26 protein-coding genes are annotated in these 23,195 nt (G+C 71.2%); 14 read left to right on the top strand and 12 right to left on the bottom strand.

Going from position 1 to position 23,195, the window contains the following annotated elements:
• The first annotated feature begins 263 nt into the window (after nt 1-263).
• From K6T36_RS12785 to mobA, 6 genes are read left to right on the top strand one after another with little or no spacing between them, the layout of a single operon-like run.
• Nucleotides 264-2,030: a nitrite/sulfite reductase gene (locus K6T36_RS12785; protein WP_222921615.1), complete on the top strand. Its 1,767-nt coding sequence runs from the start codon at nt 264-266 to the stop codon at nt 2,028-2,030.
• Complete coding sequence (locus tag K6T36_RS12780) at nt 2,023-2,217, top strand: hypothetical protein (protein WP_222921614.1); 195 nt, start codon at nt 2,023-2,025, stop codon at nt 2,215-2,217. The genes K6T36_RS12785 and K6T36_RS12780 overlap by 8 nt, the downstream gene beginning before the upstream one ends.
• Nucleotides 2,214-4,442, top strand: a complete 2,229-nt coding sequence (gene nasA, locus K6T36_RS12775) for an assimilatory nitrate reductase NasA (RefSeq protein ID WP_264083992.1) — start codon at nt 2,214-2,216, stop codon at nt 4,440-4,442. Before K6T36_RS12780 ends, nasA begins: the two co-directional genes overlap by 4 nt.
• Nucleotides 4,435-5,793 carry an MFS transporter gene (locus tag K6T36_RS12770; RefSeq protein ID WP_222921613.1) on the top strand — a complete coding sequence of 453 codons (1,359 nt, stop codon included), beginning with the start codon at nt 4,435-4,437 and terminating at the stop codon, nt 5,791-5,793. The genes nasA and K6T36_RS12770 overlap by 8 nt, the downstream gene beginning before the upstream one ends.
• A complete protein-coding gene (locus tag K6T36_RS12765; RefSeq protein ID WP_222921612.1) occupies nt 5,793-6,011 on the top strand; it encodes a hypothetical protein in 219 nt (72 codons plus the stop codon). Before K6T36_RS12770 ends, K6T36_RS12765 begins: the two co-directional genes overlap by 1 nt.
• Nucleotides 6,008-6,685: a molybdenum cofactor guanylyltransferase gene (gene mobA, locus K6T36_RS12760; RefSeq protein WP_222921611.1), complete on the top strand. Its 678-nt coding sequence runs from the start codon at nt 6,008-6,010 to the stop codon at nt 6,683-6,685. The genes K6T36_RS12765 and mobA overlap by 4 nt, the downstream gene beginning before the upstream one ends.
• Before the next feature lie 24 nt (nt 6,686-6,709).
• On the opposite strand, the gene K6T36_RS12755 is transcribed toward mobA, so the two are convergent.
• Complete coding sequence (locus K6T36_RS12755; protein WP_222921610.1) at nt 6,710-7,096, bottom strand: acyl-CoA thioesterase; 387 nt, start codon at nt 7,094-7,096, stop codon at nt 6,710-6,712.
• A 106-nt stretch (nt 7,097-7,202) separates the two neighbouring features.
• Between K6T36_RS12755 and K6T36_RS12750 the strand changes: the two genes are divergently transcribed.
• Nucleotides 7,203-7,373 carry a DUF7838 family putative zinc beta-ribbon protein gene (locus K6T36_RS12750; protein ID WP_222921609.1) on the top strand — a complete coding sequence of 57 codons (171 nt, stop codon included), beginning with the start codon at nt 7,203-7,205 and terminating at the stop codon, nt 7,371-7,373.
• A 200-nt stretch (nt 7,374-7,573) separates the two neighbouring features.
• On the opposite strand, the gene aceA is transcribed toward K6T36_RS12750, so the two are convergent.
• Nucleotides 7,574-8,611, bottom strand: coding sequence for an isocitrate lyase (aceA, locus tag K6T36_RS12745; RefSeq protein WP_222921608.1), 1,038 nt, complete (start codon nt 8,609-8,611; stop codon nt 7,574-7,576).
• Nucleotides 8,611-8,826 carry a hypothetical protein gene (locus K6T36_RS12740; RefSeq protein WP_222921607.1) on the bottom strand — a complete coding sequence of 72 codons (216 nt, stop codon included), beginning with the start codon at nt 8,824-8,826 and terminating at the stop codon, nt 8,611-8,613. Before K6T36_RS12740 ends, aceA begins: the two co-directional genes overlap by 1 nt.
• 361 nt (nt 8,827-9,187) lie before the next feature.
• On the opposite strand from K6T36_RS12740, the gene K6T36_RS12735 reads away from it, so the two are divergent.
• The 4 genes from K6T36_RS12735 to K6T36_RS12720 all read left to right on the top strand — a co-directional run bounded on the left by K6T36_RS12735 (nt 9,188) and on the right by K6T36_RS12720 (nt 10,832).
• Entirely contained in the window at nt 9,188-9,580 is a 393-nt protein-coding gene (locus tag K6T36_RS12735) for a fluoride efflux transporter FluC (RefSeq protein ID WP_222921606.1), read from the top strand.
• 74 nt (nt 9,581-9,654) lie between these two features.
• A complete protein-coding gene (crcB, locus tag K6T36_RS12730; protein ID WP_222923456.1) occupies nt 9,655-10,017 on the top strand; it encodes a fluoride efflux transporter CrcB in 363 nt (120 codons plus the stop codon).
• A gap of 80 nt (nt 10,018-10,097) precedes the next feature.
• Nucleotides 10,098-10,538, top strand: a complete 441-nt coding sequence (locus K6T36_RS12725) for a universal stress protein (RefSeq protein WP_222606972.1) — start codon at nt 10,098-10,100, stop codon at nt 10,536-10,538.
• 99 nt (nt 10,539-10,637) lie between these two features.
• Nucleotides 10,638-10,832, top strand: coding sequence for a cold-shock protein (locus K6T36_RS12720; protein ID WP_222921605.1), 195 nt, complete (start codon nt 10,638-10,640; stop codon nt 10,830-10,832).
• 190 nt (nt 10,833-11,022) lie between these two features.
• Here the strand turns inward: K6T36_RS12720 and gcvPB are convergent, their stop codons facing one another.
• Both gcvPB and gcvPA read right to left on the bottom strand, forming a co-directional pair.
• A complete protein-coding gene (gcvPB, locus tag K6T36_RS12715; protein ID WP_222921604.1) occupies nt 11,023-12,585 on the bottom strand; it encodes an aminomethyl-transferring glycine dehydrogenase subunit GcvPB in 1,563 nt (520 codons plus the stop codon).
• Nucleotides 12,586-12,637: 52 nt separating this feature from the next.
• The gene (gene gcvPA / locus K6T36_RS12710) at nt 12,638-13,978 is read right to left on the bottom strand and encodes an aminomethyl-transferring glycine dehydrogenase subunit GcvPA (protein ID WP_222921603.1); all 1,341 of its coding nucleotides are present in this window, start codon (nt 13,976-13,978) and stop codon (nt 12,638-12,640) included.
• Nucleotides 13,979-14,155: 177 nt separating this feature from the next.
• Between gcvPA and K6T36_RS12705 the strand changes: the two genes are divergently transcribed.
• Nucleotides 14,156-14,353 carry a hypothetical protein gene (locus K6T36_RS12705; RefSeq protein WP_222921602.1) on the top strand — a complete coding sequence of 66 codons (198 nt, stop codon included), beginning with the start codon at nt 14,156-14,158 and terminating at the stop codon, nt 14,351-14,353.
• Between the two features lie 9 nt (nt 14,354-14,362).
• Here K6T36_RS12705 and K6T36_RS12700 read toward each other — a convergent pair whose 3' ends face one another.
• The 5 genes from K6T36_RS12700 to K6T36_RS12680 all read right to left on the bottom strand — a co-directional run bounded on the left by K6T36_RS12700 (nt 14,363) and on the right by K6T36_RS12680 (nt 20,382).
• Complete coding sequence (locus K6T36_RS12700) at nt 14,363-15,391, bottom strand: hypothetical protein (protein ID WP_222921601.1); 1,029 nt, start codon at nt 15,389-15,391, stop codon at nt 14,363-14,365.
• Between the two features lie 136 nt (nt 15,392-15,527).
• A complete protein-coding gene (gene gcvH / locus K6T36_RS12695; RefSeq protein ID WP_222606967.1) occupies nt 15,528-15,902 on the bottom strand; it encodes a glycine cleavage system protein GcvH in 375 nt (124 codons plus the stop codon).
• Between the two features lie 166 nt (nt 15,903-16,068).
• Nucleotides 16,069-17,193, bottom strand: a complete 1,125-nt coding sequence (gene gcvT, locus K6T36_RS12690; protein WP_222921600.1) for a glycine cleavage system aminomethyltransferase GcvT — start codon at nt 17,191-17,193, stop codon at nt 16,069-16,071.
• A gap of 158 nt (nt 17,194-17,351) precedes the next feature.
• Nucleotides 17,352-18,410, bottom strand: coding sequence for a type I glyceraldehyde-3-phosphate dehydrogenase (gene gap / locus K6T36_RS12685; RefSeq protein WP_222921599.1), 1,059 nt, complete (start codon nt 18,408-18,410; stop codon nt 17,352-17,354).
• 25 nt (nt 18,411-18,435) lie between these two features.
• On the bottom strand, nt 18,436-20,382 hold the full coding sequence (locus K6T36_RS12680) for a histidine kinase N-terminal 7TM domain-containing protein (RefSeq protein ID WP_222921598.1): 1,947 nt from the start codon (nt 20,380-20,382) through the stop codon (nt 18,436-18,438).
• 129 nt (nt 20,383-20,511) lie between these two features.
• Here K6T36_RS12680 and K6T36_RS12675 point away from each other — a divergent pair, with 129 nt between their 5' ends.
• The gene (locus K6T36_RS12675; RefSeq protein WP_222921597.1) at nt 20,512-20,889 is read left to right on the top strand and encodes an Hsp20/alpha crystallin family protein; all 378 of its coding nucleotides are present in this window, start codon (nt 20,512-20,514) and stop codon (nt 20,887-20,889) included.
• A gap of 63 nt (nt 20,890-20,952) precedes the next feature.
• Here the strand turns inward: K6T36_RS12675 and K6T36_RS12670 are convergent, their stop codons facing one another.
• Nucleotides 20,953-21,897, bottom strand: coding sequence for an ATP-grasp domain-containing protein (locus K6T36_RS12670; RefSeq protein ID WP_222921596.1), 945 nt, complete (start codon nt 21,895-21,897; stop codon nt 20,953-20,955).
• A 127-nt stretch (nt 21,898-22,024) separates the two neighbouring features.
• Nucleotides 22,025-22,330, bottom strand: coding sequence for a hypothetical protein (locus K6T36_RS12665; RefSeq protein WP_222921595.1), 306 nt, complete (start codon nt 22,328-22,330; stop codon nt 22,025-22,027).
• Nucleotides 22,331-22,473: 143 nt separating this feature from the next.
• On the opposite strand from K6T36_RS12665, the gene K6T36_RS12660 reads away from it, so the two are divergent.
• A complete protein-coding gene (locus tag K6T36_RS12660) occupies nt 22,474-23,127 on the top strand; it encodes an HVO_0476 family zinc finger protein (protein WP_222921594.1) in 654 nt (217 codons plus the stop codon).
• Nucleotides 23,128-23,195 lie beyond the last annotated feature (68 nt).

Here is a 23,195-nt window from a genome sequence, read left to right as displayed (position 1 = left end):
GCGTCGACGGCGGCCGGATCCAACGGACGGTCGCGAACCGGCGGTCGGTTCCCTCAGGAATTGGACGATCCATGTTCATCACCGACTAGTCATGGTAATACGTATCGTTGATCGTCCGTTCGGTGGCGGATCACAAGTCATCGGATGTAATTAAGGACGGTACAGGACAGGACTTTTTACCGACGATCGTGCTCGAATCATCCGTATATCGAATACGTTCGGGCGCGATAGCGCTTGATTCCCGACTATTCGGGCACTCGACCATGGCAAACAAAAAAGAACGCTGGAAGGACGAGTTGTACGGCGACGCGGTGCGCGAGAAGATCGAGGAGTTCGCCGAGCGGGGGTGGGAGTCGATCCCGGAGGAGGAGCGCGAGGAGTGGTTCTCGCGGTTCAAGTTCTGGGGGGTGTTCCACCACCGCGGCGGCCAGGAGAGCTACTTCATGATGCGGCTGACCAACTGCGGGGGCGTGTTGGAGCCGGGGCAGCTGCGCGCCATCGGCGAGGTGGCCCGCGAGTACGCGTCCGGGCCCGTCTCGAACCCGGAGTTCGGCGACGCGTGGGTCGACCTCACGACGCGCCAGTCGATCCAGCTCCACTGGCTGAAGCTGGAGGACATCCCGGAGATATGGGAGAAACTGGAGGCGGTGGGCGTCTCCTCGCGCTCGGCCGGCGGCGACACCATGCGCAACGTCACCGGCTGTCCGGTCGCCGGGAAGGACGCCGGCGAGTACGTCGAGACGCGGCCGCTGCTCGAGCGCATCCAGACGGACCTGCGCGACGACGACGCGCTCGCGAACATGCCCCGGAAGTTCAACATCTCGGTGACGGGCTGTCGCGAGGGCTGTGCGCAGGACGCGATCAACGACGTAGCGCTGGAGCCCGCGCGGAAACTGATGGGAGGAGAGGAGATCCGCGGCTTCAACGTCCGCGCGGGCGGCGGCCTCGGCGGCCGCGAACCGCGTCGCGCCCGGTCGCTCGACGTCTTCGTCCGGCCCGAGCACGCTTACGAGGTCGTCCGGACGTTCGTCGAGTACTACCACGAGGAGGGGAACCGCGAGAACCGCAACAAGAACCGCGGCCGCTTCTTCGTCGACGAGCACGGCACCGACGCGATCCGCGAGGCGCTCGCCGAGCGCGTCGACGTCGAGTTGGCCCACGCGGGGACGAACCTCCGCGACGAGTACACCTACAACGCGGGGCGGTCGCCCGCGCGCGGCAAACACGACCACGTCGGCGTCCACGGGCAGGCGGACGGAGGCAACTACGTCGGCCTGTCGGTCCCCGTCGGCCGCATGGGCGCCGAGGAGGCCATCGAACTCGCCGATCTGGCCGACGAGTACGGCTCGGGCGAGGTGCGGCTCACCCGCCGACAGAACCCCCTGATCGTGGACGTGCCCGACCACGCGCTCGACGACCTGCTCGACGAGCCGCTGTTGGAGACGCACACGCCCGATCCGACGCTGTTCGACCGCGGCGCCGTCGCCTGCACGGGGACGGAGTTCTGCTCGCTAGCGCTCACCGAGACGAAGGCGCGGATGGCCGTGATGCTCCGGTGGCTCCGGCGCAACGTGGAGGTACCCCAGGATGTGACACAACTGAAGATCCACTTCTCGGGGTGTACCGCCGACTGCGGGCAGGCGATGACCGCCGACATCGGCCTGCAGGGGATGCGCGCCCGCAAGGACGGCGAGATGGTCGAGGCGATGGACGTGGGCGTCGGCGGCGGCCTCGGGCCGGAGCCGTCGTTCATCGAGTGGACGCGCCAGCGCGTCCCCGCCGACGAGGTACCGGGGCTGATCCGGAACCTCGTGGAGGCGTTCGCCGCGCTGCGCACCGAGGGGCAGTCGTTCCGCGAGTGGGTCGACGCCACCGGCCACGAGACGCTGGTCGAACTCGCCGAGCCGGAGGAGACCGACTACGAGGACCCCTGTCTCGCCGACGCGAAGCAGTCGTGGTACCCCTTCGCGGACGGCGAGAGCCCCGCCCCGACGGACGCCAGCGGCGAACCCCTCCCGAGCGATGACTGAGGACGACGCGCCGGCGGCCGACCCCCACGCGGCCGGCAGCGACGGTGGAGCGCCCACGAACGCGCCCGCGGACGCGGCGCCGGAGCTGTTCGGCGCCGACGCGGGCACGACCGCCGCGCCCGCGGAGACGACGACCGCGGCGGCCGCGTCGGCGCAGACGACCGCGACCACGGAGGAGGAGCCGTGACCGACCCCGTCCCGACGACCTGCATGCGGTGTGCGGTCGGCTGCGGACACCTCCAGATCGGGGTCGACGCGGGCTACGGCGTCGACTCCGTCCGCGGCGACGTGTCCCACCCCGTGAACCGTGGCCTCGCGTGCCAGCGCGGGATCAGCGAGTCGGCAGACCCCGACGGCGAGTGGCTCACCCGGCCGCTCGTGCGCGAGGACGGCGACCTGCACCCGACGACGTGGGACGTGGCGCTGGACCGCGCGGTCGCGGGCCTGCGTGCGGCCGCCGCGGACGACCCCGACGGCGTCGCCGTGCTCGGCAGCGGCCAGCAGACCAACGAGGCGGCCTACGCGCTCGGGAAGCTCGCGCGCGGCGGCCTCGGCACGCGCTACTACGACGCCAACACGACGCTGTGCATGGCGAGCGCGGTGACCGCCTACTACGACGCCTTCGGCAGCGACGCGCCGCCGTGCACCTACGACGACATCGACGACGCGGTCACTCACGTGGTTTGGGGCGCCAACCCCGCGGTCGCCCATCCGGTCATGTTCCGGTGGATCGAACAACGCGCCCGCGAGGACGACGCCCGGCTGATCGTCGTCGACCCGGTGGAAACGAAGACCGCGGGCGTCGCCGACGCGCACGTCGCCCCCGATCCCGGGACGGACCTCGCGCTCGCCCGGGCCGTGCTCGCCCGGGTCGTCGAGCGCGACGGGGTCGACGAGGGGTTCGTCGCCGGGGCGACGGAGGGCTTCGAGTCCCTGCGCGAGTCGCTCCCGTCGGTCGGGTCGGCGGCCGCGACCGCCGGCGTCGACCCCGCGGTCGTGGACGACCTCGCCGCCGCCCTGGCCGACCCCACCCTGATCTACTGGGGGATGGGCGTGAACCAGAGCGTGCAGGGCACCGACACCGCCGCCGCGCTGATCGATCTCTGTCTCGCGACGGGGAACCTCGGCCCCGGCACGGGGCCGTTCTCGCTGACCGGACAGGCGAACTCGATGGGGACGCGGATCTGTTCCTCGAAGGGGTCGTGGCCCGGCCAGCGCCCGTTCGACGACCCAGTCGAGCGCCGCCTGCTGGCCGAGGCGTGGGACGTGCCCGTCGACCGCCTGCCGGACGACCCCGGGCCCGGCCCGGTCGGAACCGTCGAGGCCATCGAGGACGGCCCCGTCGAGGCGGTGTACGCGGTCGCGACGAACCCGGTCGCGGGGATGCCCGACGCGGGCGCGGTGCGCGAGCGCCTCTCGAACGCTTTCCTCGTCGTGCAGGACGCATTCCACACCGAAACGACCGCCCTCGCGGACGTGGTGTTGCCGGCGGCGACGTGGGGGGAGTCCGCGGGGACGACGACGAACATGGAGCGGCGGGTGTCGCGGGTGCGGTCCGCGACCGCCCTCCCGCCGGACGTGCGCACCGACCTCGACACGATCACGACGCTCGGGGAGCGGCTCTCCCCGGGACTGTTCCCCGCGACCGAACCCGAGGCGGTCTTCCATGAGTTCGCCGCGCTGACGGCGGGCACCCCGGCCGACTGTTCGGGTATCTCCTACGACCGCCTCGACGACGCCGGCGCGGTGCGGTGGCCCGCACCCGACGCGCGCTCGGAGGGCGGCTACCGCTACCGCGACGGCGACGGAAACGGGGACGGCGACGGCGACGAAGGCGGGGTCGAGGACCCCGGAAGCGACGACGCCGGCTGGGCGTTCGAGACGCCCTCGGGTCGCGCGCGCTTCTCCTCGGCCGTCGACGGCGCGCTGGCGGAGCCGGTCGACGATGACTACCCGCTCACGCTGACCACCGCCCGCGAGGCCGACGGCTACAACACCGGCGTCCGCTCGCGCGGGGACGTGACCGACCCCGCGCCGCTCGCGCGGGCCCATCCCGACACCCTCGCGAAGGCGGGGCTGGACGGGGACGCGACAGTCGACAGCGATGCGACCGCCGACGGCGACGATACCGCCGAGGGCGACGCGACCGCGACGGTCGCCTCGCGCCGCGGGGCGGTGCCGGTGCGGCCGGAGGCCGACCCCGCGGTCCCGCGCGGGCTGGTCTGGCTCCCGATCCACCACCCGCGCACGAACGAGCTGACGCTGCCGGAGACGGACCCCAAATCGGACGAGCCGAACCTGAAGCAGTGTGCCGTGCGGCTGGCACCGGCGACGGCCGGGACGGGCGAGTCGACCGACGCCGCCGCGCGCGACGCCGCCGCGGCCGACCCGGAGGTGATCGGCGATGACTAACAAGATCGAGCAGCTGATCCTGGCGACGGTCGCGTTCTTCTGGGCCTTCCTCATGTGGTTCTCGACGGCCGCGTTCTCGCCCAGCATCGGCCAGTTCTACGGGCTGACGACGGGACAGCTGGCGCTGCTGGCGAGTTCGGCGATCTGGCTGTCGCCGCCGGGGCGCGTGCTCGCCGGCTGGGCCGCCGACCGCTTCGGCGCGCACAACGTCTTCGCGTTCGTGCTGGCGGCGACGGGCGGCGTCTCGGTGCTGTCGGCGTACGCCTCGGAGGTGGCGTTCCTCTCGGCGTTCGAGGTGCTGTTCGTCGAGCGGATGGTCGTCGCCAGCGCGGGTGCGACCTTCGTCGTCGGCATCCAGCACGTCGCCCAGTGGTTCGACGAACACGAGATCGGCACCGCCGAGGGGCTGTACGCCGGGACGGGCAACGTCGGCGCCGGCGTCGGCGCGCTGCTGCTCCCCCGGATCTACGGGACGAACTTCTCGGAGGCGTTCCTCCATCTGGGGCTCGTGGCGATCGGGATCGCCGTCGTCTACAAGTGGCGCGGGCGGGCCGCCCGCGACCGCGCGACCGCCGAGACCGCCAAGGCGAACACGTCGCTCGGGGACACGCTGTACGTCTGGACGCGCTACGCCGCCGTCGGGCTGATGCTGGCGTACGCGATGTCGTTCGGGCTGGAGATCGCGATGAACTCGTGGCTCCCCACCTACTACGCCGACGGGTTCGCCGGCCCCATCTCGGATCTGGGCTTCGAGGGCGTCGCGGCCGTCCAGACAGCTGCGGGGACGTTCGCGGCGGTCCAGTCGTTCAACGCCTCGCTGTTCCGGCCGTTCTCTGGGTACATGTCCGACCTGTGGCAGCGCAAGGGGTGGACGCCGTACCCCGTCCTCTCGACGAGTCAGGAGTACTCGCCGCGGGTCCACTGGCTGATGACGGCGCTGATCTGTATCACGGTCGCGATGCTGGCGCTGACGGCCGCCGGGTTGGCTGGTCTGCTGCCCGTCTCCGTGGTCGTGCTCGCCGTCTTCGGCGTGACTGTCAGCTTCGGCACCGGCGGCGTGTTCGCCATCGTGCCGGTGCTCTTCGAGGACCGCCCGGGCACCGCCTCGGGGTTCGTCGGCGGGGTCTCCACGAGCGGCGGGATCGTCTACCCGCTCGTGTACGGCTACGTCCCGAACATCCACGCGGGCTACGCCGTCGTGGCGGTGGTCTTCTTCGTCCCGATCATGGCCTTCTACCTGTGGGCGATGCGCCACGACGACGACCCGCGCGACCACGGGATCGGCTCGGCGCGGCGCTGGCTCGGCGACCGCGGCGGCGACGGCGTCGCAGCCGCGGGGGGTGACGACTGATGGTCGACGTCGAGTCGGGGCCCGAACGGGACGCCGAGTCGGGCCCCGAACGGGACGCCGAGTCGGGCCCCGAACGGGACGCCGGCTCCGCCCCGGAGTACGACGACTGGTACCGGTGGGGGCGGGTCGTGTTGTACGCCGAGATGGTCCTCGCGATCCTCATCACGGCGTTCTCGCTGTACCTCGCGTTCACCGGGCGGGCGGGGTTCATCGCGTGATCGACGCGCTCGTGGTCCTCGCCGGCGGGCGGTCGACGCGCTTCGGCGACCGCGAGAAGGCCGTCGCCAAGGTCGCCGGCGCGCCGATGATCGTCCGTGTAATCGACCGCCTCGCGTCGGCGGTCGGGAGGACGGTCGTCAACTGCCGGCGCGACCAGCGGCCCGTCATCGCCGACGCGCTCGGGTCGCGGCCGGTCCGGTTCGCGATCGACCCCGTCGCCGACGCCGGCCCGGTCGCGGGGATGGCGACGGGGCTGGAGGCAGCGGCCGACGCCGGGGCGACCCGAGCGCTCGTCGTCGGCTGCGACATGCCGGGGCTCGACGCCGCGACCGCGTGCGCGCTTGCGGCGCGCCTCGACGGCGGCGATAGCGACCACAACGATAGCGGCGGCGGTCATCGTGACGCCAACGACGCCACCGGCGGCGGCGGGTCCGACGCCGACGCGGTCGTTCCCGTCGCGGACGGCCGTCGCCAGCCGCTCGGAGCGGTCTACCGTGTCGCGCCGGCGGTCGAGGCGTGCGCGGCCGTCCGCGACGACGGCCCCCTGACGGCGGTGCTCGACCGCCTTCGAACCGTCGAGGCCGCCGTTCCCGCCGAGCCGTTCGTCAGCGTGGACACGCCCGAAGCGGTCGCCGCGGCGGCCCGGCGGCTCGGGGAACGGACCGGACAGTAGACGGGCGCGACGGCGCGACCGTCGTCACTCGGTCGCGTGTCGCTGTGCGGCCGTGCGGACCGGGTCCGGAAGCGGCTCGGGGCCGTCCTCGCCGATCGCGACCTGGACGGTCTCGCCCTCGGCGACGAGACGGTCCTCGTAGTGCAGTTCGTACCCGAACGTGAGGCTGGTCGTCCCCACGTCGGTCACCTCGAGGACCGCACGGACGGTGCCGGTGCCCTGAATCGGCGCGCGAAAGTCGATCGAGAGCGACGCCAGCGCCGCCTGCGAGTCCGCCAGATCGATGCCGACCTCCTCGCGGAAGAAGGCGGTTCGTACCTCCTCGAAGTAGGTCGCGTAGACGGCGTTGTTCACGTGGCTCATCGGGTCGAGGTCGCGATAGCGGACCGGAACCGTCGTCTCGAAGGTCATACGCGGTGGTCGGCTGCCGGGGATTTCGGGCTATCGTTCCGCGACCGTGGGCGCGACGCCGCCGGGGACCGGAGTCTTGAAAGTGTCCGCCCACACACCGGGAAATATGAGCCTCGAGATGGAGTTCCACTGCCCCGACTGCGGCGAGACGCAGGACTTCTGGCGCGTCGCCGCGATGACGCTGCACCTGGGCGAGAAGACGAAGTGGCGCTGCAACCACTGCGACTACGGCCTCACGCGGATCAACGGCGACCGCGCCGACCCGATCGAAGCGTAAGCGCGAGGCAGTTCTGACCCTTCCGTTCGTTCCCCCGTTCCGACCGCCCGGAGCGACTCGTCCGTCGTGAGCGGCGGAGTTCCACCGCTCCCGAGGTCAGTACCCCCGGATCCGGCGCTCCCGATCCCAACGCTCCCGGTTCCGGTGGGAGTCACTCAAAAAATGGAGCGGCGGTTCGGTCGCGGCGGACGGCGCGTCGATCAGTCGTCGTCGTTCGAGGTGATCGGCTCCGAGCGGTCCTCAGCGAAGCCGGCGGACTCCTCGATGCGCTCCTCGGCATCGGGGTCGAACTGCGTCTCGATGTCCTGGTAGCGGTCGACGAACGAGAGCGCGTGGTGGCTCTCGGTCTCGTGGCCGATGTAGCGCTCCTCCAGGTCCCACTGCGCCTCGGCGCCGTTCTCGGCGATGTTCTGCATGTCCTCGTAGACCGCGTGGGCGCCCGAGTGCAGCGCGTAGAGGGTGATGAACTGGTACGTGTAGCCCAGATCGCCCAGCTCCTCGAACGTGAGCGGGTCCTCCTCGGCGCCCCACTCGAACGAGGACGAGTAGTTGAACGCCAGATCCAGGTCGGGGTGCGTCTCGTGGATCGTCTCGGCGTACTCGACGGCGTCCTCGCGCGAGGGGTCGGGCATCTCGGGCCAGACGAGGTCGACGCCGGCGTCGGCGTATATCCGGCCGCGCTCGAGGTGCTCCTCCCAGTCGCCGTTGGCCGAGCCGTAGGCGTCGGTGCGGGCGATGACGACCGTGTCCTCGCTCTGCTTGGCGTCGACGGCCGCCTCGAAGCGCGAGCGCGCCTTCTCGCGGGAGACGATCTGCTTGCCCGCGATGTGGCCGCAGCGCTTGGGCGTCGTCTGGTCCTCGATGTGGACGGCGGCGACGCCGGCCTTCTCGTACTCGCGGACGGCGCGGCGGACGTTGTGGGTGCCGCCGTAGCCGGTGTCGCAGTCGGCGATGACCGGCAGGTTCGTCGCCTCGACCATGCGTTTGGCGTTCTCGACCATTTCGGTCATCGTCACCATCTCCAGGTCCGGGAAGCCGAACTGGCCGAGGACGGTGGAGTAGCCCGACATGTACGCGGCGTCGAGGCCGGCCATCTCCGCCAGCCGGGCGTCGAGCGCGTGGTACATCCCGGGGGCGAAGACGTAGTCCTGCTCGTCGAGCATCCGGCGCAGCTTCGCGCCCTGGGGGTTGTCGATGTCCTTCGTGAAGACGTCCTGGTCGAGTTCTGAGGGGTGCATTATTCGGAGTCCTCCATGAGCGCGATCTCGAACGGGTCGCGGCGACGGCGGCGCTCGGCGCGGTCGCGGCGGCTGTCTGCGGTGTCGGCGATGTCCGCGGTGTCGGTCGTCGTATCGGTGCGGCCCGTTCGCGTCCCCAGGTCGGGAACCAGCGGCGCGTCGGTCTCCCGGGACGGCCGGGTGCCGGCGGTGGGGCGGGTGGCGCGACGGCTCATCGGTCGTCGCCCTCCGTGGAGAACAGGCTCAGTTCGCGGTCGTCGATCTCGTCGAGGTCGGTCTTCGGATTCGGGTTGAACGTCATGGTGTGGGTCGTTCGGGTGGTGTGGGTGGCGTCGGCGGGTCGCGGTCGGTCGTAACGGCCTGTGCGTGTCCTGCTGCGGATTTGCGGTGATGTACACCCATGCTGTGTCGCCTCACCTGCGTCGAGTCGGGAGGACACAATAAATGTAACGAACTATAATGATAATATTCTATAACGGGTTTTTACCCCTGAGAAGCCCTTATTTGGTATTAGTTGCCACACGTTGCGGACGCCGAACCGACAACCCGATACGACCCACGCGAGAGGCGACGCGTATGTCGCGGGACCCTCGGGTGCTCACGCTCGCGCTCGTCGCCGTCGGCGGCGCCGCGGGCGCGTCCGCCCGCCACGCGGTCGGCGTGGCGCTCCCGGGGCTGTGGGGAACGCTCGCCGCGAACGTCTCGGGGAGCCTGCTGCTGGGCTTTCTCCTGTACGAGGCGCTTCGCACCGATCGCCTGGGCGACCGCACGCGAACGCTGCTGGCGACGGGGGTGCTCTCGTCGTACACGACCTACAGTACCTTCGTGGTCGAGACGGCGCGCGCGGATCCTGTCGTCGGCGTCGCGTACCTCCTCGGCAGCTACGGACTGGGGATCGGGGCGGCGGTCGTCGGTCGCGACCTCGCCGGGCGGGTCGACCCGCGGGACGACCGGGTGGTGCGGGTGTGACCCCCGCGACCGCCGCCGTCGCGCTCGGGGCAGCCTTCGACACGTTCGCGCTCGGGGGCGTCCTCCAGACAGCCATGCTCGCCGCGGTTCCCGACCCCGCGCTCGTCGCCGGCGGCGGCGCCGTCGGCGCCGTCGCCCGGTACCTGGTGGGCTCGGCGGTCGACCGCGAGTCGTTCCCGCTGGGGACGCTGACGGTGAACGTCCTCGGGAGCTTCCTGCTCGGACTGCTCGTCTTCCATCCCGTCGGCGGCGACGTGCTCCTGCTGGTCGGGACGGGCGCCTGCGGCGCCTTCACCACGTTCTCGTCGTTCTCCGTGGCGACGGTGCAGTTGTGGGACCGCGGCGACCGCGGACGCGCCGTCGCCTTCGTCGCCGGCAACACCCTCATCGCGGGCGGCGCCGTCGGGCTCGCGGCCGTCCTCGTCGGCGCGGTGTGAGCGCCGGGCGACCCCCGAAGACAGCCATCGACGCCGTCGCGACCGAAACGCCCGAGTCCCTCCCCGGCGTCGTCGCGGGTATGTCACGACGCGTACTCGTCGCGCTCGATCAGTCCGATCAGTCCACGAAGGCGCTCGACCACGCGCTGGCGGTCCACGGGGACGAGACGCTCGTGCTCGTCAACGTCGTCGACCCCACGCGATGGGTGTCCGCCGGCGACGGCGAGGGGATGGACCCGTACTACTCGAAGGAGTTGGAGGAATCGGCGAAGGAGGCGAGCGACGAACTGCTCGAATCGGCCGCCGAGCGCGCCCGCGACCGCGGCGTCGACGTGGAGACCGTCCGGCTGGTCGGCGGACCCGCCCAGTCCATCCTCGAGTACCTCGACGACGAGGGCGACGACATCGATCAGGTGGTGATGGGGAGCCACGGGCGCAGGGGGCTCACCCGCGTGCTCATGGGCAGCGTCGCCGAGAAGGTGACGCGGCGGTCGTCGGTTCCGGTGACGGTCGTTCGCTGAGGCGACGGCCGCGGACGGCGTGATCGGATCGGGTCGAACCCTCGTGGTACCACGACCCTCGGAAGGGTTATCCCGCGGTCGACCATACGTTTGTTTGCAATGGCAAACGGAAAGGTTGACTTCTTCAAAGACACTGGCGGCTACGGTTTCATTTCTACCGAGGACGAGGACGACGACGTGTTCTTCCACATGGAGGACGTTGGCGGTCCGGATCTGACGGAGGGTGAGGAGATCGAATTCGACATCGAACAGGCCCCGAAGGGCCCGCGCGCGACGAACGTCGTCCGCAACTAAGCCGATTTCGCGTCGCCCTCGGGCGACGGTGAACGGTTACTTCGATTTTGGCGCGACACACCGCTTCGCCTCCGAGCGTCGCGGCCGGCGGTCGTGGACGGCTCGTCACGTCGAGCGGCACGTCCGAACCCGGGAACCGTGGGGTGAGCGGCGAGGTCGGTACCCGTCCTCGCCCTCACCGCCGGTCGTGTCACTCCCCGTTGGCGTTCTCCGAGGCGTTGCGCGACTCGTCCAGCGCGTGCCAGGAGAGCCGCGGGTTCCGCGCCGCTGAGGTCTGGTCGACGCGACGCGACGCCGTCTTCGTCGGCGCCGCGTGCAGCTCCTCGTCGGTGTCGGCGAACGCCTCGTTGAAGGCGTTCGCCAGGTCCTCCAGCGAGCGCTTGTTCTCGACCTCGGTCGGTTCGGTCAACATCGCCTCCGGCACCATCTCGGGCCACTTCGTCGTCGGCGGGTGGACGCCGTAATCGAGCATCCCCTTCGCCACGTCGGCGGCGTCGCGCTCGCCCGCGGTCGCGGCGAACTCGTGGTGGAACGGCCCGTACGGCACATCCAGGTCCAGCAGGCTCGCGAGGTAGTTCGCGTTGAGTACCGCCTTCGCCGAGGCGTCGAGCAGTCCCTCGTCGCCCAGCCGGCGGATGTACGCGTACGCCCGGATCAACACGAGCCAGTTGCCCGAGAAGCCGTGCACCTTGCCGATGGAGTGTTCGGGGTCGAATAGCTCGTACTCGACCTCGTCGTCGTGGTCGTCCGCGTTGCCGTGGTCGTGGTCGTGACCCGCCAGGGCGCCCCCGTCGGCGGCGGTGGCGGTATCGGATCCGTCGGCGGCGCCGACGCGTCCCGCCTCGCCGGCTTTCCGCACTCTTGGCCGGGGGAGGAACTCGGCCAGTTCCTCGACGACGCCGACCGGCCCGGCGCCGGGACCGCCGCCGCCGTGGGGCGTGGCGAACGTCTTGTGGACGTTGTAGTGCATGATGTCGAAGCCCATGTCGCCGGGACGGGCGCGCCCGAGCAGCGCGTTGAGGTTCGCGCCGTCGTAGTAGAGCAGCCCGCCCGCGTCGTGGACGATCTCGGCGATCTCGACGATGTCGCGCTCGAACAGCCCCACGGTGTTGGGGTTGGTGAGCATCAGCGCGGCGGTGTCGTCGCTCACGGCCGCCTCCAGCGCCTCCACGTCGACGCGGCCGTCCTCGCCGGAGGGGAGCTCGACCACGTCGTAGCCGGCCATCGCCGCGGTGGCGAAGTTGGTGCCGTGGGCCGAGGCCGGGACGATCACCTCGCTGCGGTCGTTGCCGTTGCGCTCGTGGTACGCCTTCGCGACGGCGATGCCCGTGAACTCGCCGGCGGCGCCCGCGGGCGGCTGTAGCGTCACCGCGTCCATCCCGCCGATGGTCGCGAGGTACTCCTGGAGCCCGTAGAGGAGTTCGAGGTTCCCCTGCACCGTCTCGGGGTCGCGGTCTGGGTGGACCGCCGCGTTCGGGTCGGCCGCAACGTCGTCGGCGAACGAGGGGTTGTACTTCATCGTACACGACCCCAGCGGGTACGGCCCCGCCTCGACGCTCCAGTTCATCTGCGACAGGCGGGTGTAGTGGCGCGCCAGCTCCGGCTCCGAGAGTCCGGGGAGCTCCAGCGAGTCGCGCGTCAGGTCATCCGGGAGCGCGGAGCCCTCGCCGGGGTCGACCTCGGTCGAGTCCTTCTCCGACAGCAGCGGCTCGTTGCGGTCGTCGTCGCCGTAGCGAGCTTGGTCGTAGTTCACGCGAGCCACCTCCGTGGCGAGCGTGAGCTCGTCGGACGGAGTCCGACGTAGTTCATGCTGTCACCTCCGCGAACGCGGCGACCAGGTCGTCGGCCGCGTCGACGTTCAGGTCGGTCACGCACACCTGCAGCGTCCCGTCGTCGAGTGTGTGGACGGCGAATCCGTGTTCTTCGAGCCCTGCGGCGACGCCGGGCGCGTCGTCCACGCCGACCGTGAACTCACGGAAGTGATGGCGGTCGTCGAGCGGCGCCTCGACGCCGTCGAGCGCGTCGAGCGAGGCCGCAACCGAGGCGGCGTCGCGGACGCAGTCCTCGGCCAGATCGACGAGTCCGTCTGGGCCGAGGTACGCCGCGTGCATCGCCGCCCGCAGCGCCACCCACGCCTGGTTCGTGCAGATGTTCGAGGTGGCCCGCTCCTTGCGGATGTGCTGTTCTCTGGTCTGCAGCGTCAGCGTGAACGCCCGGCGGTCGTCGGCGTCCTCGCTCTCGCCGACGAGCCGGCCGGGCACCTGCCGGAGGTACTCCTCGCGACAGGCGAACAGGCCGAGGCCCATGCCGTAGCTCGCGGGTAGGCCGAGCGCGCCGGCCTCGCCGACGACCACGTCCGCGCCGACGGACGCGGGCTCCTCGAGCAGCGACAGCGCGACCGGGTCCGAGCCGACGCAAAAGAGCGCGTCGTGCTCGTCGGCGAGGTCGCCGACGGCCGCAAGGTCGGGCTCGATGGCGCCCGTCACGGTCGGCGTCTCGGCGTACACGAACGCGGTGTCCTCGCCGACCAGCTCCCCGAGCGCGTCGAGGTCGGCCGTGTTGTCGGCGTAGGGATACGTCTCGACCGAGAGGTCCGAGCCGTCGACGTAGTTATCGAGGGTGCCGCGCTTACCGTCGCGTAGGTTCTCGGGGACGAGCACGGTCGACCCGGAGGTCGAGCGAAGCCGGTCGGACAACAGCGCCGCCTCCGCGAGCGCGGTCGCGGCGTCGTACATCGAGCAGTTGGCGACCGGCAGCCCCGTCAACTCGACGAGGATCGACTGGTACTCGAACAGCGCCTGGAGGAACCCCTGGGTGATCTCCGGCTGGTACTGCGTGTAGCTCGTGAGGAACTCCGAGCGCGAGGAGAGGTCGTCGACGACCGCGGGGACGTAGTGGGAGTAGTGCCCGCGACCGAGGAACTCGGTGAGGTCGTCGTTGCGCGCGAACGTCTCCCGGAGGTCGCCGACGACCGCCCGCTCGCCGCGCTGTGGGATGCCGAACTCGCCGTCGAAGGCGACCTCGTCGGGGATGTCGAACAGGTCTGCCTCCTCGTCGACGCCGAGCGCGTCGAGCATCGCCGCCGTCTCGTCGGCGGTGTGGGGGGCAAACGGCGAGCCGCTCACTCCCGCGCTGCGTCCGCTCATCGGGGGACCACCTCGGCACGTCCGTGCGGGGCGAACGGCGTCGCGTGTCCACGTCTGTCCATACACGTGCCTACGACGCACCCACCAAGAGTCGTTCGTTCCCGGGCGGTGCGGCCGGGAGACGAAGGCCGAGGGTGCGGCCGGGGGACGTATCCGGCGGCGACGCCGAGCGACGGCGTGGCCGATCCCGTCGATCCTCCGAAGGCTGACCCGCTCGACGTGGACGACGACGCCTCGGTGTCGCCGCGGCCGTACGCCGACCTCGTGGCCGGCGTCATGGAGGCGCGCGGGTGCTCGAAGCCCGACGCCGAGGACTGGGTGGACGAGCACGGGCCCGAGGCGAGCGAGCGGTTCCTGCTGGCCCGGTGGGCGTAGGTCGGGCGGTCAGGACTCGCCGCCCGTCGGCGTCTCGGTGAAGGCCGACTCGTCCACGACCAGCCGCGTCCAGTAGGTCGTCCCGTCGTGGGCGACGACGTAGTCGCCGCTGGCCTCCCACTCCTCGTACGCCTCCTCCTGCCAGTCGTGAACGACGACGCGGTCGTGAGCGCGGAACCGCTCCACCAGCGACCGGAACGCGTCGCTCGGCTCCTCGTCGTGGGCGACGTGGTAATCGGCACCCGCGCGGGGATTCGGTCCGCCGTCGGGGTCGGCCGTGCCGGTAGCGGTGGCCGTCTCGACGATCTCGCGTTCCTCGGCGGGGAGCCCGTCGAGTTCGAAGCCGAACCGCTCGCGCACGTCGGCGCCGAAGGCGGCCGCCGAGGAGACGCGCTCGGCCGTCAGCTCGTACGTGTAGACCGTGTACGTGTTGTCGCTGTCGACCTCGAAGCGCGCCGGGCCGTCCGACCACACGATCACGGGGTACTCCGGCTCGGGAACCAGCACCGAGTCGGGCACGGTCTCGGGGCGGTACGACAGGCTCGTCCCGATCCCGACGGGGCGGCCGTCGTCGTAGCCGCGGCCCGCCAGCACCTCCCGGTCCACCGCCGGCAGGTCCTCGTATCGGATCCGCTCGCTGGGGCCGGGCGTCTCCTCGCCCTCCGTGACCCGGATCGGGTTGATCGTCACGCCGAACGAACGCATCTCGCGGGAGTCGACCCGTTCGGCGTCGAACCGATAGACGCCGTCGTCGACGACGACCGGTTCGTCGATCGGGAGGGGCTCGTCGGTGTCCTCGACGGTCGCCGATCCGGTCTCGACGACCTCGCGGGCGAGCGCGTCCGGGTTCCCGGGGTCGTCGTCGGCACCGTCGCCCGCGCCGAACGTGTGGAGGGCCGCGCGGGCGATGCCGGCGTCGTCGGCTGCGGCCATGCGGAGCGAGGCGGTCGGGGAGGGCGCACAGCCGGTGCAGCCGCCGGTGGCGGTCACGGCCAGCGTCGCCGTCGTCGCGAGGAACGACCGGCGGTCGAGTGGCATGGCCGCCGGTACACGACTGCCGGGCAAGAAGTATCCGGAGGCGAAAAGCGCGATTGTAGCGACCGACGGGAGCTCGCGGGGCGGCTGTCGGTCGGGGGGCCGACGACCGATCGCGGGAGTCGACGGTCGGCGGTCGTCAGGCGATCTGGTCGCGGTACTCGTCGGCCGAGAGGAGGTCGTCGAGTTCCCCCTCATCGAAGTCGAGTTCGAGCATCCAGCCGTCGCCGAAGGGGTCGTCGTTGACGAGTTCGGGCGCGTCGAACAGCGCCTCGTTGACGGCGACGACCTCGCCGGAGACCGGCGCGTACAGGTCCGAGACGGCCTTGATCGACTCGACGACGCCGAACTCGCCGCCGGCCTCCACGGCGTCGCCCTCGCCCGGAAGCTCCACGAAGACCACGTCGCCGAGTTCGTCCTGTGCGAACTCGGAGATGCCGACGCGGCCCGTCTCCGGGTCGATCCACTCGTGTGACTCGCGGTAGCGCAGGTCCTCGGGAACGTCGAAGCTCATCGTCTATCGGAGTTGCCGGGGCGGGGGTACTTGGGTGTATCCGAACCGGCGCGGGTTCGCCGGGGGCGACGGGCCGACTCCGGCACCGCGCCGGTGACTCCGACACCGTGCCGGCGACTCGCGGGTCGCGATGGCGACTCGGCTCGTTACTCGAAGGCGTGGAGCGTTACTCGAAGGGAACCGAGACGACCTTCGCGCGCTTCTCGCGCCCGCGAACGACCACGCTGACCTCGGTGCCGGGGTCGGTGAGGTCGACCGGGAGGTAGCCGAGCGCGATCGGCTTGTCGAGGCTCGGGCTCATCGTCCCCGAGGTGACCGTCCCGACGACGTGGCCGTCCTCGTTTGTCACGTCGTAGCCGTGGCGCGGGACGCCGCGGTCGAGCAGTTCGATGCCGACGAACGTCTCCTCGACGCCCGCCTCCGCCTGTGCCGCGAGCGCGTCGCGTCCGACGAACTCGGCGTCCAGATCGACCGCGAACCCGATGTCGGCCTCGTAGGGCGTCCGCGGCTCCTCCTCGGGGTGGAAGTCCTGCCCCGAGAGGAGGAAGCCCTGCTCGATGCGCAGCGTGTCGCGCGCGCCGAGCCCGCACGGCGTCGCGTCGTCGGCGAACAGCGCCCACACCGCCTCGGCGTCGGCCCACGGGCACAGCACCTCGAACCCGTCCTCGCCGGTGTAGCCGGTGCGTGCGACCCAGCACTCGACGCCAGCGAACGGCGCGAACGTCGCCGAGAACTTCGGGAGCTCGAGCACGTCGGGGCCGCCGTCATCGACCGCGCTTGCGACGAGGTCGGGCGCCTCGGGGCCCTGCACCGCGAACATCGCCCAGTCCTCGGTGACGTTGCGGACCTCGCAGTCGAGGCCCCACTGGTCGCGGTGGTCGACCCACCGCTCGTGCATCTCGGCGTCGTGGCCCGCGTTCGGGATGAACAGGTACGCGGGGACCGTCCCGAGGGTCTCGTCCGTCCGCTCCTCGTCGGGGAGCCGGTAGACGACGGTGTCGTCGAGCATGACGCCGTCCTCGCGCGTGATCGCGGCGTACTGGGCGTCGCCCGGCGAGAGGGCGGTCACGTCGTTGGTGGTGAGGCGGTTCAGGAGGGCCGTCGCGTCGGGGCCGGCGACCTCGATCTCGCCCATGTGCGAGACGTCGAAGACGCCGGCTGCCTCGCGCACCGCCGCGTGCTCGGCGCGGATCGAGTCGAACTCCACGGGCATGTCCCACCCGCCGAACTCGGTGAACTTCGCGTCGCGCTCGGCATGGACCTCGCGCAACGGCGGGTTCCGGAGCGTCATACCCGACCCGTCGGTCGCTCCCGAGTAATCCTTTGGTATTCACCGTGACCGTCGACGCCGAACACGACGGCCGGTCCGGGTAGCGATGGAGAACGCTGTCCGGAGCCGACGCTGTTCATCCCGCGGTCGGCGGCGTGTGAGACCGCCGCCCCGTCGGCTCAGTAGGCGTCGACGTACGCCGCCACGTCGAGCAGCCGGTTCGAGAAGCCGTACTCGTTGTCGTACCACGTCAGGATCTTCGCGACGCCCTCGTCGTTCTCGCCGACGACGTTCGTCGAGCGCAGGTCGACGTACGAGGAGAACGGCAGCCCGAGGATGTCGCGGCTGACGACCTCGTCGTCGGTGTAGCCGAGCACGCCCGCGAGCGGGCCCGAGTCGGCCGCGTCGCGGAACGCCGCGTTGATCTCGTCGGCCGACGGCGCGTCCTCCAGGTCGACGACGAGCTCCGTGAGCGAGCCGTTCGGGACGGGCACGCGCATCGCCATGCCGTCGAGCTTGCCCTGCAGCTGCGGCAGGATCTCGGTGGCCGCCTGCGCGGCGCCCGTCGAGGTGGGGACGATGTTCTCGGCGGCCGCGCGGCCGCGGCGGGTCTTCGCCTTCGGCCCGTCGACGAGGTTCTGGCTGCCCGTGTACGCGTGGACGGTCGTCAGCGTCCCCGACTCGATGCCGAACTCCTCGTCGAGCACCTTCGCGACCGGCGTCACGGAGTTGGTCGTACAGGAGGCGTTCGAGACGACCGACTCGCCCTCGTACTCGTCCTCGTGGTTGACGCCGTACACGAGCTGTTTGACCGGCTCGTCGCCCTTCGGCGGCGCGGAGATGACGGCCACGTCGGCGCCCGCCTCGACGTGTCGCTCGGCGTCGCCCTTCGTCCGGAAGACGCCGGTACACTCCAAGGCCACGTCGACGTCCAGTTCGTCCCACGGGAGGTCCGCGGGGTCCTGCTCGTCGAGGATCGGAACGGCGGTGTCACCGATGGACAGCTCGCGCGCGTCGGCGTCGTAGGTGACGCCGTCGAGACGGCCCATCACCGAGTCGTAGGAGGCGAGATAGCGCATCTCCTCGCCGTCCATCACGTCGTTGATGCCCGCCAGCTCGATCCGCGGGTCCTCCAGGACGGCGCGGAAGACGTTGCGGCCGATCCGTCCGAACCCGTTCAGCCCCACCCTGACCGGCTCGTCGACATCGGCGCCAGCGTCGAGGTACGATTTACTCATATCCGAATTACTGCTGTCCGGGGCCTTATCGCTTGCGGGTGCGTCGGATCCGCGGTCCGACGTGTCGACCGTCGCCGGCGACGCCGGCTGAGTCGTCTGGTCCGACGCCCGCGTCGCCGTCACCGCCGGAGGCTCGGGGAAGCGACAGCACCGCGTCGGGGGCGCCGTCCGCGTCGACCACGCCGCCGTCGCCGCCGCCATCGCCGCTACCACCGCTACCGCCGCTACCGCCGTCACCCCACGCGCCATCGGCGCCGCCGTTCGCGGCCGCGGGGCCGCCGTCGGCGACGGTGCGGGAGCCGCCGTCGGGGGCGAACGACAGCGAGGCGCCGATCGCGTCGGCGCCCCAGCGGGCGACCCAGAGGTCGAGGTCGTCGGCGTGTTCGAGGGGCGTCTCCCTCCCGTTCGTGAGGGCGTCGATCTCGTGGGCGGGGACGCTCCCGTCGCCGCGGAACGCGACGGCGACGGCGTCGGGACCGGCCGCGCCCGCCGCGACCGCGATCCGGCCGTCGAGTCGGTCGACGAGCGCCGACACCGTCCGGGCGACGACCGTCCGAAGCGCCTCGGGGTCGACCGCCGCCGCCGGACAGTTCGACTCGACCGACACCGTCACCGATCGCTCGGCCTCCGCCTCGGCGACGGCGTCGGCGAGCGCGTCGGCGACGGACACGGGGACCGGATCGTCGGTCCCTCCGACGAGTTCGTCGACCACCCGCGCGTCCTCGGCGACCGATAGGAGATCCGCCGCGCGTCGCTCGGCGGCCGCGAGGTCGGCGCGGCCGGACCAGTCCTCGTCGCTCCCGTTGCCGTCGCTGTCGCCGCCGTCGTGGGCCGTCTCGTCGTCGCCGGCGGCGGCCTCCCGCGCCAACTGCACGTTGCCGAGCACGACGTTGAGGTCGTTGCGGATGTTGTGACGCAGCACGCGGTTCAACACCGCCAGCCGTTGCTGTCTGGTTCGTTGGGCGGTGATATCCTGGAAGACGACGCTGTAGCCGACCACGCCGCCGGTTCCGTCGCGAACCGCCGTCGGCGACACCGCGAACGTGCGCCGGCCGTCGCCCGCGTGAACCGAGACGGTCTGATCGTCGCGGTTCGGGTCGATATCGGTGCCGACCACGTCGTCGACCCCGCGCTTCAGCGTCGCCGACGGGTCGACGTCGAAGGCGGTCGCCGCCGCCGGGTTGACGCGGACGATCCGCCCGGCGTCGTCGACGAGCACGACCGGCGAGTCCAAGTGATCGAGCGTCGCCGCCTCGGTGAGCCGCCGCGCGGTCGGGTCGACCTCGAACATGTCCGTGACGTGGATCGCGTAGGCGTCGACGGCGACGTGCGCGGCGAACGCGACCGCGAGGAGGTTCAGGTACGGCAGGTCGCCGACTCCGAACGACCACAGCAGCGCCGGGACGACCGGCGGGACGGTGCTGGCGACGATCGCGGTGATCTCCGTGCGGTACAGCTCGTAGCGTCGGGCGGTGTCGAGCAGGACCACCGTCCCCGCCGCGATGATCCCGATGCCGGCGAGCCACACCGCCTCCCCGACCGGCGTGAGGTCGTAGCGGACGGTGACGAACGCGCCGGTCGGCACCGTTCGGAACCCGCGCCACAGCGCCCCGGTCGCGGGCGTCACGACCGCCAGCGAGACGATCGTCGCCGGGAACAGCCACAACAGCCGGTAGGCTCGCCTCCTGACCAACGCGCCGCGGCCGCTGTACGCGAGCGCGAACGTGAGAAACGGGACCGCCAGCCCGGCGATCCCCACCCACGCCACCGCCTCGATCGCGATCCGAACGCCGCGGTCGGGACCCAGCATCCCGACCGCCGTCGCCACGCAGAACACCGCCTGACCCGCGAACACGACGGCTAACCACGTCGCTCCCGGCCGCGACCGGTACCGGAACAGCAGCCGAACCAGCGCCGCGGAGCCGACGCCGGCGAGTATCGCCCCCGCGAAGAGCCCCAACCCCACACTCATTCGGTCGGAGTCGATCCCGTCCCGAGTTAATCGGTTCGCCCCCGAAATCACGAACGATACTGCGGCGGGCGGACGGACGCTGCCGGGGGGAGAAGGCTTATTCGGGGGAGCGAACTACCTCGGGCCAGCATGCGCGACGACCGCGACGATCCGTTCGGCGACATCTTCGATGAGATCGAGCGGATGATGAGCGAGATGGCCGACGCGGCCGGCGAGCCCGGCGGCGACGCCGGCTTCGGCGACGAGACCCACGTGTCGGTGTACGAGGAGGGCGAGACGCTCCGACTCGTCGCCGACCTCCCCGGGGTCGACAAGGAGGGGATCGACCTGCAGTGCGACGGCCGAACGCTCACGATCTCCGCGGAGGGCACCGGCCGCCGCTTCGACGAGCGTGTCCGCCTTCCCGTCCGCGTCGACGAGCACTCCGCGTCGGCGTCGTTCAACAACGGCGTCCTCGAGGTCACCTTCGACGCGCTGGAGCCCTCCGCCGACATCGATCTGGAGTAGCTTCCCGCGCCGGTTTCCCAACCCTCCGTACCGTCCCGCCTCGCCCTCTCCGGTCCCGGTACGCTACCGCGTCGCCGTCCGCCGGACCAGCGCCGCCAGGTCCGCGTCGAACCCCTCGCGGTACTTCTCGGCGGCGTCGATCGTCGGCCGGGCGTTCGTCTCGGAGACGACGAACCGGCCGTCCGACTCCAGCAGGTCGACCCCGAGCAGCGGGATCGAGAGCGCCTCGGCCGCGCGCTCGGCGAGCCGACGCGCCTCCTCGGGGAGGTCGACACGCTCCGCGACGGCGCCGCGGTGGACGTTGTGCTTCCACTTCCCCTCGGCCAGCGCCGCCTCCGGGAGCCGCCGCTCAACGGCGCCGGCGTACTCGCCGTCGAGCACCATCGCCCGGTAGTCGGTCGCGTCGGGGAGGAACGCCTGCAGCAGGTACGACTTGTCGCCGGTCGCGCGGTAGTCGTGGACGAGGTCGAGGTAGTCGGTCACGCCGAGCAGCGAGTCCGGATCGGACACCTTCGCGACGCCGACGCCCCGGGTCGTCGAGTTGGGCTTGACGACCAGGGGATAGCCGATCTCCGCGGCCGCCGCGAGCACCGCGTCGTCGTCGACGGGGTTGGACACGAGCCGCGTCTCCGGGGTCGGGAGCCCGGCGTCGGCGAGGCGAGCGAGCGACCCCGCCTTGTTGCGCGAGGCGAGCACCGCCTCGCGGTCGTTGACCCACGGGACGCCGAGGCGGGTGTCGATCACGGCGCCCTCCATCAGTCGCGACGGGTACACCCAGCCGGCGTCGAACCCGGCGAACTCGTCGGGCAGAGCGTCGCCGGCGCGGTCGCCGGTCCCGCGGTCGGGGTCGTCACTGTCCGCGCCGGCGACCCGGAGCACGCGCTCGTCGGGTCGGACGTGTTCGACGGCGATACCGTGCGGGGCGAGGCGCTCGCGGAGGCGCTCGAACGTCTCCGCGCGCGTCGTGACGGCGAGCCGGAGGTCCGGGTCGGCCGGAGGCGTCGTCATCTGGCTACCGGTACCAGGGTCGCCCGGCGTATAGCGGTTCGGCTCGTTGGATGTCGACGGGTCGTGAGGGAGAGCGGAGAACGCGACGAACGCCGGGACGCGTCCGCCCCCGCCGCCCGTCGGCCCCTCACGGGTCGTGCGAACAGCGGTCGCCGCAGTCGCCCGTACAGCCACAGTCGGACGTCCCGCAGTTCCCGCCACAGCTCCCCTTCCGGAACACGAGGAGCGCAACCGCGAGGCCGACGGCGCCCGCCGGCGCCCCCGGGACCGACCCGAGGAGCGGAACGGCGACCGTGCCCTCGCCGATCGTCACGAGACTTGCCCCGGCGAGGAGTCCGGACAGCAGCATCACGATCCCGCGCATTCCGAACAGGGTCCGTGTGAACGAGGCGAGCCGCCGCCTCGTTGTCACGCGATCCGACTCGGAGGGCATCGTCGACACTTCTCGAAGGTGACACATATAGCTGGGGGAACGCCGGTCGGACCACCCCGAGCAGTCGGCGGAGACCCCGACACGCTCCCACACGCGCACCCGGAGAAACGAGGCTTCTTACGGCGCGACGCGGTAGCGAGGGTATGAGCGATCCCGACGTTCCCTCGCAGGTGCCCGCGGAGTGCCCGGGCTGTGGCGAGGAGACGCCCCACGAGGTGCTGAAGCCCGGCGGTCACGCCACGGTGCAGTGTACGGTCTGCGGCCACACCCACAAGGTCGAGGTGCCCGAGCCGACCACCGTCGACGTGGACGTGGTCGTCTCCCAGGACGGCGAGTCGTACACCGCGACGCTGGACGGCGAACCCGAGCAGGAGGTCGCGGTCGGCGACGAGTTCATCGTCGAGACCGAGGAGGCGATCCAGCAGGTGCGCGTCACCTCCATCGAGCTGTCGGGCGACCGCCGCGTCGAACAGTCCGACCTCGACCACGCCGAGACCGTCTGGACGCGCGTCGTCGACAACGTCGCCGTCAACATCACCGTCCACCCGAAGGACGGCCGTCGCGACGAGACCCGGAGCCTGAAGGTGTACGTCCCCGGCGACTACGAGTTCACGGTGGGGAAGACGGTCTCCTTCGGCGACGACGAGATCGAGATCGAGGGCGTGCAGGTGCGCGACGAGGCCGCCGACGCCTACCGCCACGAGAAGTTCGATCACGAGGGCGACATGGTGTACGCGAAGGACGTGAAGCGCGTGTACGCCCGCGACACGAAGACCGCCGCCTGGTCCGCCTGGTAGGCCCCGCGCCGGATCGGGACGTTCGAAACCGACAACCGTCGGATCCTCCGGACCTCGCTGGGGTCGAC

It is taken from the genome of Halobaculum roseum (assembly GCF_019880245.1).
Taxonomy (GTDB): domain Archaea; phylum Halobacteriota; class Halobacteria; order Halobacteriales; family Haloferacaceae; genus Halobaculum; species Halobaculum roseum.
The sequence above is the reverse complement of the archived record's forward strand: the minus strand, read 5'-3'. Positions and strand labels throughout refer to the sequence as shown.